The 12,444-nt window shown below is 72.0% G+C and carries 9 protein-coding genes; 6 read left to right on the top strand and 3 right to left on the bottom strand.

Annotation, left to right across the window (positions count from 1 at the left end; translation table 11 throughout):
• Position 1: 1 nt before the first annotated feature.
• Genes AMK11_RS03185 through arfA form a run of 4 tightly spaced genes read left to right on the top strand, consistent with a single transcriptional unit; the run spans position 2 to position 4,329 of the window.
• Positions 2 to 943, top strand: coding sequence for a carbohydrate ABC transporter permease (locus AMK11_RS03185; RefSeq protein ID WP_073722790.1), 942 nt, complete (start codon positions 2 to 4; stop codon positions 941 to 943).
• On the top strand, positions 940 to 1,803 hold the full coding sequence (locus AMK11_RS03180) for a carbohydrate ABC transporter permease (protein ID WP_073722788.1): 864 nt from the start codon (positions 940 to 942) through the stop codon (positions 1,801 to 1,803). The genes AMK11_RS03185 and AMK11_RS03180 overlap by 4 nt, the downstream gene beginning before the upstream one ends.
• Positions 1,800 to 2,774: an arabinan endo-1,5-alpha-L-arabinosidase gene (locus AMK11_RS03175; protein ID WP_443333920.1), complete on the top strand. Its 975-nt coding sequence runs from the start codon at positions 1,800 to 1,802 to the stop codon at positions 2,772 to 2,774. The genes AMK11_RS03180 and AMK11_RS03175 overlap by 4 nt, the downstream gene beginning before the upstream one ends.
• Before the next feature lie 49 nt (positions 2,775 to 2,823).
• Positions 2,824 to 4,329 carry an arabinosylfuranosidase ArfA gene (gene arfA / locus AMK11_RS03170; protein ID WP_073722786.1) on the top strand — a complete coding sequence of 502 codons (1,506 nt, stop codon included), beginning with the start codon at positions 2,824 to 2,826 and terminating at the stop codon, positions 4,327 to 4,329.
• A gap of 11 nt (positions 4,330 to 4,340) precedes the next feature.
• Here arfA and AMK11_RS03165 read toward each other — a convergent pair whose 3' ends face one another.
• A complete protein-coding gene (locus tag AMK11_RS03165; protein ID WP_073722784.1) occupies positions 4,341 to 7,067 on the bottom strand; it encodes a beta-galactosidase in 2,727 nt (908 codons plus the stop codon).
• Positions 7,068 to 7,273: 206 nt separating this feature from the next.
• Between AMK11_RS03165 and AMK11_RS03160 the strand changes: the two genes are divergently transcribed.
• Positions 7,274 to 7,927 (top strand): DUF4360 domain-containing protein, encoded by a 654-nt coding sequence (locus AMK11_RS03160; protein ID WP_073722782.1) that lies wholly within the window; start codon positions 7,274 to 7,276, stop codon positions 7,925 to 7,927.
• Positions 7,928 to 7,951: 24 nt separating this feature from the next.
• On the opposite strand, the gene AMK11_RS03155 is transcribed toward AMK11_RS03160, so the two are convergent.
• On the bottom strand, positions 7,952 to 9,517 hold the full coding sequence (locus AMK11_RS03155) for a substrate-binding domain-containing protein (protein ID WP_073722780.1): 1,566 nt from the start codon (positions 9,515 to 9,517) through the stop codon (positions 7,952 to 7,954).
• Positions 9,518 to 9,760: 243 nt separating this feature from the next.
• Here AMK11_RS03155 and AMK11_RS03150 point away from each other — a divergent pair, with 243 nt between their 5' ends.
• Complete coding sequence (locus AMK11_RS03150) at positions 9,761 to 10,729, top strand: arabinan endo-1,5-alpha-L-arabinosidase (RefSeq protein ID WP_073722778.1); 969 nt, start codon at positions 9,761 to 9,763, stop codon at positions 10,727 to 10,729.
• A gap of 36 nt (positions 10,730 to 10,765) precedes the next feature.
• On the opposite strand, the gene AMK11_RS03145 is transcribed toward AMK11_RS03150, so the two are convergent.
• Positions 10,766 to 12,439 carry a pyridoxal phosphate-dependent aminotransferase gene (locus AMK11_RS03145; RefSeq protein ID WP_073722776.1) on the bottom strand — a complete coding sequence of 558 codons (1,674 nt, stop codon included), beginning with the start codon at positions 12,437 to 12,439 and terminating at the stop codon, positions 10,766 to 10,768.
• Positions 12,440 to 12,444 lie beyond the last annotated feature (5 nt).

Below are 12,444 nucleotides of genomic sequence, written 5' to 3'. Positions count from 1 at the left end.
CATGACCACCACCAGCGCCGAGACGATGGTCCGCCCCGCGCGCGCGAGGACCGCCGCGGCCGGCGCCACCGTCCGCCGCAGGCAGGGCTTCCAGCACGGCGGCTGGTTCGTCGCCCCGTTCCTCACCCTGTTCGCGCTCTTCGTGATCTGGCCGCTGCTGCGCGGCCTGTACCTCAGCTTCACCGACGCCAACATCTCCGGCGACGGCGCGAGCTTCATCGGCCTCGACAACTACCGCGAGGCCCTCCAGGACCCCCTGATGTGGGACGCGTTCGGCCACAGCGCCTACTTCACGCTGCTCGTCGTGCCCTGTATCACGGTCCTCGCCTTCCTGCTGGCGATGCTCGCCCACCACATCGAGCGTGGCAAGTGGCTGTGGCGGCTGTGCTTCTTCCTGCCCTTCCTGCTGCCGTCCACCGTCGCCGCCAACCTGTGGCAGTGGCTGTTCAACCCCGGCACGGGAATGATCAACCACGTCTTCGGTCTGGAGACGCCCTGGCTGACCGACAAGTCCTACGCGCTGCTCGCCGTCGTCATCGCCACCCTGTGGTGGACGGTCGGCTTCAGCTTCCTGCTCTACCTCGCCGCCCTCCAGGGTATCCCCGCCCACCTCTACGAGGCCGCCAAGCTGGACGGCGCGAACGCCTGGCACCGCACGCTCCACATCACGCTGCCGATGCTGCGCAACATCACCGGCCTCGTCGTCGCGCTCCAGATCCTCGCCTCGCTCCAGGTCTTCGACCAGGCCGTCGTCATGCAGGACTTCGGGCCGGGACCGGAGGAATCGACCCGCACCTTCGTGCAGTACACCCTCGAACAGGGCTTCACCAGCTACCGCGTGGGCTACGCCTCCGCGATCTCCATCATCTTCTTCGTGCTCATCGCGGCCGTCGCCCTCGCCCGGATGTGGCTGCTGCGCAACCGTGAGGAGGGCGGCCGATGACCACCGCCGCACCATCGGCCCGCACCCGGCCCCGCCGGGCCTGGACCCCCGGCCAGATCGTGCTCACGCTGCTCGGCACCGCCGTCTCCGCGGTCTTCCTCGCCCCCCTCGCCTGGGCCCTGTTCACCTCCCTCAAGTCGGAGACCGAGGCCGTCGAGGTACCCACGCACTGGCTGCCCGAGGACTGGACCGGCCAGGCCTGGACGGCCCTCTTCGAGACCGGCAACATCACCAACTGGTTCGTCAACTCCCTCGTCGTGTCGGTCTGCGTCACCACGGTGGTCCTGCTGGTGAGCGCGCTGGCCGGCTACGGCTTCGCCCGCACCGAGTTCCGCGGCAAGGGCGCCCTGATGGCCCTGGTGATGGCGGGCCTCATGATCTCCCCGGCCGTGCTCGGCGTGCCCCTGTTCACCACCGTCCAGCAGATGGGGATGGTCGACACCTACTGGGGCATGATCCTGCCGCAGTGCGCGCCGGCCGCGATGGTCTACATCCTCTACAAGTTCTTCCAGGGCATCCCGCGCGAACTGGAGGAGGCCGCCTTCATCGACGGCGCCGGCCGCTGGCGGGTCTTCTTCACCATCATCGTGCCGCTCTCCCGCCCCTCGCTCGCGGCGGTCGGCATCTTCACCTTCATCAGCTCCTGGAACAACTTCCTGTGGCCCTACATGGTCACCAACAACCCCGACCTGATGACCATGCCGAACGGCATCGCGACCGTCATGAACTCCTACGGCATCCAGTGGGCCCAGCTCATGGCCGGCGGCCTCATGGCCGGCCTGCCCCTGATCGTCGTCTTCGTCTTCTTCCAGCGGCAGATCGTGGCGGGCGTCGCCCACACGGGATTGGCGGGACAGTGACCGTACGCGGAATCCTCACCGCGGCGGCGACCGCGGCCCTGATGGCCCTGCTGCCCCACACGGCCCAGGCGGCGCAGAGCTACCCCGACCCGCGCCCCATCACGGGCCAGGAGATCATCCACGACCCCACCGTCCTGCGCCTGAAGTCCGGCGGCTACGTCGCCTACTCCACCGGCGGCGTCATCGGCGCCCGCCTCTCCGACGACGGCACGCACTGGGACGACGCGGGCAACGCCTTCGCCGAGCCCCCGGCCTGGTGGTACGAGTACAACGACACCGGCGACCCGTGGGCCCCCGACCTCTCCTACCGCGCCGGCCGCTACTGGCTGTACTACGCGGTCTCCTCCTGGGGCACCAACCACTCCGCGATCGGCGTCGCCACCTCCACCACGGGCCTGCCCGGCACCTGGACCGACCACGGCAAGGTCTTCTCCTCCGAGACCACGGACACCTGGAACGCCATCGACCCGGCGGTCGTCCGCGCCGACGGCAGGCTGTGGATGTCCTTCGGCTCCTACTGGTCCGGCATCCGCATGGTCGAGCTGGACCCGGAGACGGGCAAGGCCGTTCCCGGTGCGCAGGTGCACCACCTGGCGACCCGGCCGGACGAGCCGTACGCGGTCGAGGGCCCGGAGATCGTCAAGCACGGCCGGTACTACTACCTCTTCGCCTCCCATGACGCCTGCTGCTCCGGCGTGAACAGCACGTACAAGATCAAGGTCGGCAGGTCGGCATCGATCACGGGCCACTACGTCGACAGCACGGGCAAGCCGCTGCTGGAGGGCGGCGGCGACCTGCTCCTGGAAGGCCACGGCCGCTACATCGGCACCGGCGGCCAGTCGGTCTTCCGCGACCGGGGCCGCGACTGGCTGGCGTACCACTACTACGACGCGCAGGACGAGGGCACGCCCAAGCTCGGCCTGAACGCCCTGACCTGGACGAAGGACGGCTGGCCGGCCGTCGGCCGCTGACCCCACGCCCAGCTCCCCGCAGACGAAACCGAAACTCCGAAAGGCAGCGATGCGAACCGCCCGCTTCACCCTCGACCCCGCCTTCACCGTCGGCGAAGTCAACCCCCGCCTCTTCGGCTCCTTCGTCGAACACCTCGGCCGCTGCGTCTACACCGGCGTCTTCGAACCCGGCCACCCCGCCGCCGACGCCGACGGCATACGGACCGACGTGCTGGAGCTGGTCCGCGAACTCGGCGTGACCGCCATCCGCTACCCCGGCGGCAACTTCGTCTCCGGCTACAAGTGGGAGGACTCGGTCGGCCCGGCCGAGGACCGCCCCCGCCGCCTCGACCTGGCCTGGCGCACCACGGAGTCCAACCGCTTCGGCCTGTCCGAGTACATCGCCTTCCTCAAGAAGATCGGCCCCCAGGCCGAGCCGATGATGGCGGTCAACCTCGGCACCCGCGGCGTCGCCGAGGCCCTCGAACTCCAGGAGTACGCCAACCACCCCTCCGGCACCGCCCTCTCCGACCTGCGCGCCGAGCACGGCGACAAGGACCCCTTCGGCATCAGGCTCTGGTGCCTCGGCAACGAGATGGACGGCCCCTGGCAGACCGGCCACAAGACCGCCGAGGAGTACGGCCGCGTCGCCGCCGAGACCGCCCGCGCCATGCGCCAGATCGACCCGGACCTCGAACTGGTCGCCTGCGGCTCCTCCGGCCAGTCCATGGAGACCTTCGCCGCGTGGGAGGCGACCGTCCTCCAGGAGACCTACGACCTGGTCGACCACATCTCCCTGCACGCCTACTACGAGCCGCACGACGGCGACGTCGACTCCTTCCTCGCCTCCGCCGTGGACATGGAGTCGTTCATCGAGAACGTCGTCGCCACCTGCGACCACGTGGGCGCCCGCCTCAAGTCCAAGAAGAAGATCAACCTCTCCTTCGACGAGTGGAACGTCTGGTACATGGCCAAGACGCAGGCGGAGGTGAGCGCCCTCGACTGGCCCGAGGCCCCCCGCCTGCTGGAGGACAACTACAGCGTCACCGACGCGGTCGTCTTCGGCTCGCTCCTCATCGCCCTGCTCCGGCACGCCGACCGCGTCACCGTCGCCTGTCTCGCCCAGCTCGTCAACGTCATCGCCCCGATCATGACCGAGCCGGGCGGCCCCGCCTGGCGCCAGACGACCTTCTTCCCCTTCGCCCAGGCCTCGAAGTACGGCCGCGGCGAGGTCCTCGACGTCCGGGTGGACTCACCGACGTACGAGACGAAGAGGTACGGCGAGGCCGACCTGCTGCACGCCACCGCCGTGCGCGCCGGCGACGGCTCGGTCACCGTCTTCGCCGTCAACCGCTCGCGCACCGAGCCGCTGCCGCTGGACGTCGCCCTCGGCGGCCTCGGCCTCACCGAGGTCGTCGAGCACAGCGCCCTCGCGGACGCCGACCCCGACGCCCGCAACACCCTCGCCGAGCCCGAGCGGGTCGTCCCGCACGCGGTGGACGGCACGGCGCTGGGCGACGGCAGGCTGAGCACCGTCCTGGAGCCGCTGTCCTGGAACGTGATCCGGCTGCGCTGAGGGCGCCCGGGTCAGCGGCGCCGGCCGGGGGAGGCGACCGGGTCCACCGGGACCCCTCCGGCCGCGCCGCCCAGCAGTTCCAGCCGCACCGTCCCCGGCCCCGGCGCGCCGTCGGACAGCACCGCGAGGGCCAGGGTGTTGGCGGCGGCGCGGGTGCGCAGGATGCCGTTGGGCAGGACGAAGGTGTGCGGTGCGCCCGTCACGTCACCCGCGTACTCGCCCATGTTCCAGCCGTTCAGGAAGAGCTGGCCGCGGCCCGGCCCGTCGAGGACCAGCCCGACGGAGGCGTCCACGTCCGGCGGGACGTCCAGCCGGAAGGTGGTCCGGTACCAGGTCACGCCCTGGCGCCGGTCGCCGTCGCCGGGGGAGGAGACGGGCTCCCAGCCGCCGTCGTACCCCGGCAGGTGCCAGCCGTGCCGCTCCCCGTACAGGCCGCCGTTGTTGAGCGGCCCGCGCACCGGGTCGGCCGGGGCGGCCCCCATGATCCGCCAGCGCACCCTCGGCGAGGCCCCCTCGAAGGCGGCCGAGGTCAGCCCGCGGGCCGCCTTGTAGTAGTCCTGCGGGTGCTGGGTGCGCCGGACCAGGACCGACAGCACGGGCGGGCCACCCGCGCCGGGCCGCTCCCGCAGCGCGGCCCGCAGCCCGTCCGGCAGCCGGAACCGCGCCGTCGCGGTCCACGTGCCCTGCCGGCCGTCCCCCTCCACGCGGTGCGTGCCCAGCGGCTCCCCGTCCAGCCAGGCCATCAGCAGCCCCCGCGCGCCCGTGCTGTAGGACAGCGACACCGCTTCCAGGCCCGCGACGCCGGTGAGCCGGCCCCGGTACCAGACGTCGCCGTAGTGGAAGCCGTAGTCGTCGGCGAAGAGCACGGGCTGCCCCTCGGGCACGGGGGTCGTGCTGAACGACGTCTTCCGGTCGGCGGCCGTCCACCCCGAGTCGTCGTAGCCGGGCCGGGACTCCGGGTTCTCGTCGCGGCGCCGCCAGCCGTCCAGCGCGGGCAGGACCAGCTCCGGCACGGCGGGCAGGGCCCGGGTGGCGTACAGGCTGTGGGCCCGGCCGAGCCGCGTACGGACCCGGCCGCCGTTCCAGGACACGTCCGTGATGCCCGGCGGCGCCCACACCTCCAGGCCGCACTCCTCGACGGTGTCACCGGTCAGCCGGATCGTGTCCCCGTCCAGGGCGGCGTCGCGCAGCAGCGCCGGGCCGTACACCAGCACCCGGCCCGACGGGGTCTCGTACGGCCACAGCTTCAGGGAGGCGGCGTCGTCGGCGAGGAGCAGGATCATGGTGCGGTCGGTCTTGCCGCTGCGGATCCGCAGCCGGGTCAGCCGGTCCTCCTTGAGCTCCACGGTGACGTGCAGCTTCCCGCGGACGAACGTCCAGGCGGCCTCCTCGTCCAGCCGGGTCGGCCACGGCTCGTGCGGGCAGTCCAGCACCAGGTGCGCCTTCTCGCCGGCCCGGCCCACGAAGGCGGCGATGTCCAGCTTCCCGACGCTCATGGAGAGCATGGGCTGCACGGTGGCGTACGCCAGTTTCCGTCCCGCGCCCAGGTGCAGCCCGGTGGCGAACAGCTTGGCGTCCCGGCCGGGGACGGTGACCTCCACGTCGGCCCCGCCCATCGGCAGCCTCGACGTGACGTCGGCGGCGGAGTCGTTGCGCACGACGTAGGCGTGGGTGCCGGTGTCCGGGTTGGCGAGGTGCCGCACCCGCAGGCGGGCGTCGGCGGCCCGGACCTCGGCGGCCTCCTCCAGCCGGGTGAAGTCGGACACGTGGCGCAGGAGCTGCCCGAGCTGGTGGAGCGGGGCCGTCTTCTCCGTCGGCCGCCGCGCCTCGTCGATCCCGGCGGTGGGGTCGTACGCCGGGCCGGGCGCGGACGGCGCGGGCAGCCAGCCCCAGGAGGTGCCGCCGAACGCGGTGCGCACGTGGTGCAGCGCGGTGCCCCGCGCGAGCTGCGCGAGGTGGACCTGCCGTGCCTCGCCGGCGTTCCCGGTGCGCTCGGGCTCGCCCGGGACGACGGGGGTGTCGGCGTGCAGCAGGGGTACGTCGATCCCGTCGGCGCGGACCTTCTCGTGCAGGTGGGACAGCTGGGCGCGCTGCGGGGCGTCGAGGCGGTAGAGCAGGACGGTGCCGGTGCCGCGGGTGTACAGGTGCCGGGCGGCGACGGCGTTGACGCGGCCCAGCCACTCGTCGGCGTGGCGCAGGTACGCGGGGTCGGTGGTCCGGGCCTCGCCCCCGGTGGCCGTCAGCCAGCCGGGCAGACCGCCGGCGTCCACGTCCGCGCCGATGTACGGGCCCGGGTCCAGGACGACGTACATCCGGGTCTCGGCGGCCGTGCGCAGGAACAGGTCCAGGTCGCGGACGCCGGTGAAGTCGTACTCGCCCGGGGCGGGGGAGTGCGCGTTCCAGGCGACGCGGACACTGACGGCGTTGTAGCCGTACGCGTGCATTTTCTGCAGGACGTCCCGCCACAGGGACGGGCTCGGCAGCCGGAAGGGATGCATCTCGCCGGACCACAGGGCCAGCCGCCGGCCGTCGACCAGCAGGGAGTGGCGGTCCAGGGCGACGTGGTGGCGCTGCCCGTCGGCGGCGGGCGGGCCTGGCGGCGGGCCGGTGGGCACGGGGCCGCGGGCGCCGGAGCGGGGCAGTGCCTGGCTGCTCACGCTGCCGCCGAGCGCCAGACCGAGGACGGTGGTGCCCGCGAGGGTGCTGAACGCTCGTCTGCTGAGCCTGCTGAGCTCCAAGGGAGCCTCTCCTGTTTGCCGTACTTCCGCTGCTTCGCTGCCGGGCCATTCTGCACAACCGGAGCGGTGCTGCGGTAAATGGCCAAAGTGTGACCTGTCCGGGTCCGGCGGACGAACATACGATGCGAGCGCATCGTGAGTGACATGTGCACAACATGTGTGCAGTGCATTCAACTACACCCCCCACCGACCGGGATGGGAGACCCATGGCCACCGGCCTGCTCCTGAGCGGCACGATCGCCGCGCTCCTCACCTCCGTGCTGCCCGCGCAGCACCAGCCCTCCGGCGGGTTCGAGGACCCGCCGCCGGACAAGATCGTCATCAAGGTCGCCACGGTGAACGGCTCCGGCTGCCCGCAGGGCACCGCGGCCGTCGCCGTTTCGGAGGACAACACCGCCTTCACCGTGACCTACAGCGACTACCTCGCCCAGGCCGGCGGCGACTCGCCGCCCACGGCCTTCCGCAAGAACTGCCAGCTCAACCTGCTCGTCCACGTCCCGCAGGGCTTCACCTACGCCGTGGCCAGCGCGGACTACCGCGGCTTCGCCGCCCTCCAGGACGGCGCGAAGGGCACCCAGCGGGCCTCGTACTACTTCCAGGGCTCCCCGAACACGGAGTACCGCAGCCACCCCTTCGACGGCCCCCTCAACGACAACTGGCAGGCCACCGACAGCACCGACTGGGCCCAGCTGGTCTGGGCGCCCTGCGGGGTCCAGCGCAACTTCAACATCAACACGGAGCTGCGGGTGAGCACGGGGACGTCCGACCCCGCCGAGGTGAGCTTCATGACGATGGACTCGACGGACGGGGACATCAGCACGGTGTACCACCTGGCGTGGAAGGAGTGCCCCGCCTCCTGACCGCCTGGGGTTCGGTCGCCCGGGTCACGCCCCGCCCGGGCGGCACACCAGCGGCTCGGCCAGTTCCGAGCAGGGGCGGTGCCCCTGGGACCGGATGATGTCCTTGCCGACCTCGTCGGCGAGGTAGCGCAGGAAGCCCGCGGCGATCGAGTCGGCCGGCGGCTCGCCGTAGGTGTAGGCGATCTCGGTCTCCCAGAAGGGGTACGCCCCCTGGTCGGCGCCCTCCAGCGTCGCCGGGTAGCCGTCGATGCGGACCTGCCGCACGCCTTCGTGCGCGGTGGCGGAGCCGACCTCGCTGTGGCCGAGGGCGCCGGGCGTCGCGGCGACGGTGTCCAGCAGGGCCCGGGTGCCGCCGACCTCGCAGCGGCCGGGTCTGCCGGTGTCGAGGCTCCGGCAGTCGTTGGTGGTGACCGCGGGCAGCGGGCCGCCGTCCAGCACCCGCCGCTCCAGGGCGGTCCGGGTGCCGGAGCCCGGGTGCCGGCTGACCAGCTGGATGGGCAGGGGGTTGCCCTTGACCTGGCTCCAGTTGGTGATCCGCCCGGCGTAGATGTCCCGCACCTGCTTCAGGGACAGGTCCCGTATCCCGGTGTCCTCGCTCACGACCAGGGTGAACAGCGACAGGGCGACCGGCCTGGGCAGCAGTTGCGGGCGGCCGTCGGACTTGGGGCCGTCGCTGAAGGCCAGCCGGTCGCCCAGCCCGCCGTCCTCGCCGGGCCCGGCCTTCTCGCCCGCCGCGGCGAGGGTGTCCAGGCCCGGGACGCTGCCCCGGAACGAGTCGGCGGTCAGCGGGATCCGGGCCCCGGGGCAGGTCTTCGTGTACTGCTCGGCGGCCTGTTCCAGCACTTCCTTGAAGGCGGTGGAGCCCGACAGGTGCAGCGTTCCCTCGGCGCAGTCCAGCGGGGCGGCGACCGCGTCCTCGCCGCGGGCGAAGGTGGACACGGACTGGGCGACGCTCACCAGGACGAGGAGGGCGAGGAGCCAGCGGACCGGCCGGGAGGCGAAGGGGTAGTACTCGGTCCTCTTGATGGTCCCGCCGCGCACTCCGCCGACGATGCCCGCGCTGATCTCCGGGCCGGGGAGGTCGTCCCCGGTGGCGCCGGGGAGGCGGTCCAGCACCGCCAGGACCTTGTAGTGGGCGCGGCGGTTGAGCTTCACCTTGGGCAGCGTGATCACGCCGTCCGTGGCTCCCAGGCCCGCCGTGCCCGGTTCGAAGAACTCGCGCAGCACGGGGTGGCTGCACTCCGTCACGACCATGCCGACCACACGGCGGCCCGGGAACGCCGCGCGTATGCCCACCGGGTCGTCCATGCGGGCGACGTAGTCCTCCTCGACGATCGGGGTCCAGCCGACGTTCTCGATGCGCAGCAGGACGACCGAGGGATCGTCCAGGTCGACGCCGTCCCACTGCATGCGCTGGAGGACTCTGGCCTGCGGTCCCGTGGACGTGCCCGAGTCCCGGGCGCTGGTGTCCATCTGGACGCGGTAGCCCAGCCGTTTGCGGCCCGCCACGACGAACTCCCAGAGGGCGGCGACCACGGGCACGGCGAGGCCGAACACCGCGATCACCGACTCCCACGAGACACCGCTCATGACCGACTCCCGACGCAGACACGCACATGGATGGGGAGGCCATGTTGTCCGGGCGCAGCCGTCCTCGAACACGGTTGCGCCGACGATCCGTCAGGAATTCACCGGTGTGTCACCTGTGCCACGGGGTGTTTTCCGGACGTTGGTTGCCCTTGCTGCGCAGACCGTTGACGCGCAAGGGGTTCGATTTTACGTTCCGTCCGACAGTCCGATCGGCGTTCGAGATATGGAACAGGAGTGTTCCCCATGAGGCGCACAAGGACCGCCCTCCTCGCCCTCCCCACCGCCGCCCTGCTCTCGCTGGTCCCCACCACGGCGTCGGCGTACCCCGGCCCCGGCCGGGTCACCGGCTCCGTCGTCACCCACGACCCGACGATGATCCGCACCGCCTCCGGGCAGTACCAGCTCTACGCCACCGGCGGAGGCATCAGCAGCAAGACGTCCTCCGACCGCACCGCCTTCGCGGCGGGCGCCGACGCCTTCGGCTCCCGGCCCGGCTGGTGGTCGCGCTACTCGTCGGTCCCGGAGGCCTGGGCGCCCGACATCTCGTACCACGGCGGCAAGTACCTGATGTACTACTCCGTCTCGAAGTTCGGCTCCAACACCTCCGCCATCGGGCTCGCCGGCTCCACCACCGGGCAGCCGGGCAGCTGGAGCGACTACGGCATCGTCTACACCTCCGGTTCCTCCAGCGACTTCAACGCCATCGACCCCAACCTCTTCGTCGACGACGACGGCAAGTGGTGGCTGTCCTTCGGCAGTTGGTGGACCGGGATCAAGATGATCCGCATCGACCCGTCCACCGGCAAGCAGCACACCTCCGACACCGCCCGGCGCTCCCTCGCCTCCCGGCCGTCCGGCACCAAGGCCGTCGAGGCCCCCTACATCGTCAAGCGGAACGGGTACTACTACCTCTTCGCCTCGTACGACACCTGCTGCGCCGGCACCAGCTCCACGTACAAGATCAAGGTGGGCCGGGCCACCAGCGTCACCGGGCCCTACCGCGACCGGAACGGCGTCTCGATGATGAACAACGGCGGCACTCCCGTGCTGGAGTCGCACGGCAGCGTCATCGGTCCCGGCGGGCAGTCGGTCATGAAGGACGTGGACGGTGACCTGCTCGTCTACCACTACTACGACGGCAACGACAACGGCACACCCAAGCTCGGCATCAACCTCCTGGACTGGAGCAGCGGCTGGCCCGTCGCCTACTGAGCGCCGGTCGCGGGGGCGCCGCGGTCCGTCAGCCCGTCAGCCCGTCCGGCCCATGCCCGCCGGGTCCGGCCAGCCCGTCGCCGGGACCGTCCGCAGTCCGTCGGTCCCCCTCACCTGGGCCGCGGTGAGGCCACCGCGGGCCGGGACGCCGGGCGGGGTGGGGACGGCGGGCACCGCGTAGTGGGCCGGGGCGGGAGCGGGAGCGGGCGCGGGGTACGGCGTCGGGGCCGGCGCGGGGACGGGATGTGGGACCGGTGCCGGGTGGGGGTCCGGCACCGGTCCGGGATACGGCGCCGGCTGGGGGACGGGCGCGGGCTGGGGGACGGGCGCCGGTTGCGAGGCGGGTCCCGGCGGGGCCGGCACCGGCATCGGGCCGGCGGTGGCCGCCGCCGGGGCGACGGGCACCGCGGCGGGGAGCGGCATGCCGGTGCCGGCGGCTGAGGCGGCGGGGAGTCCGGGCGGGCCGGCCGGCCGGTCGGCGATCGCCCGCATCCCCGCCCCGTTGGTCTCGCTCACCAGGCGGTCCACCGCCGCCGTGCCCGAGCTGTAGCCGGTCCCGGTGGCGGGCTCGGGCACGGCGGCTCCCCTCCTGGACCCGTAGAGCACCTGTTCCAGGCCGGACACCAGGCGACGCACGTCCACCTGGGGGCGCACCACGAGACGCAGGAAGCGGCTGGACGAACCGATCTTGTTGCCGCATTCACGGACCAGGACCCGGTGCTCGGTGAGCATGCGGTCCCGGACGACGGTGCCCTCGGCGCCCACGGGGAGGCGCACGAAGAGGAAGTTGCCCTGGGAGGGATAGACGGTCAGACCGGGCAGCGCGGAGAGCTGACTGGCCATCTCCAGGCGGTCGCGGCGGACCTGGTGCAGGCTCTGCGCGTACTCCGGCCCGTGGTCGCGCAGCATGAACACCACGTGCTCCGCGAAGGAATTGAGGTTCCACTTCGGCAGCATGGCGCGCACCCGGCCGGCCAGCGCCGGGTTGGCGACCAGGTAGCCGAAGCGGATGCCGTGCAGGCCGAAGTTCTTGCCGAGGCTGCGCAGGACGACGACGTTGGGGCGCAGCATCGCCTCCTGCACGACGCTGGGTTCCGCCTCCGCGTCCGCGAACTCCAGGAAGGACTCGTCGATCACGACCAGGTCCCGGTCGGCCATCGCGTCCATGAACTGCACCAGCGCCTGCTTGTGCAGATAGCCGCCGTCGGGGTTGTTGGGGTTGCAGATCACCACCGCCCGCGTCCCGCGGGCCCGGACGAACTCGGCGTACCGCGCGAGGTCGAGGGCGAAGCCGCCGGACTCCTGGAGCGGGAACATGTCGACGCGCTTGCCGGTCTCCATCGGCTGGTCGGTCCAGCGGCCGAAGGTGGGGACCGGGACGGCGAGGGACTCGCGGACCAGCAGGTGGTCGATCCAGGTGATCAGTTCGGTGGAGCCGTTGCCCATCGCCACGCACTGCGGGGGCAGTCGCAGCAGGCCGCACAGCTCGGCCGTGATGGTGTCGGCACCGCTCGGGTAGTACGTGATGATGTCGCGCAGCCGGCCGGCCAGCTCGTCGAACATCGCCGGGGTGGGGAAGTACGGGTTGCAGGGGATGCAGAAGTCCACCGGCCCCGCGCCCGCCCCGCCACCGCTCTCCCGCGTCAGCGCCGCCATCGACGGGCTGTGCGCCGCGGTGCTGCGGAACAACGAGGTGACGTTGCCGGACAAGTGGA

Origin of the sequence: Streptomyces sp. CB02414 (assembly GCF_001905385.1) — a bacterium.
Lineage (GTDB): Bacteria > Actinomycetota > Actinomycetes > Streptomycetales > Streptomycetaceae > Streptomyces.
Note: the sequence above shows the minus strand (reverse complement) of the source record. Positions and strands in the feature narration are given on the sequence as shown.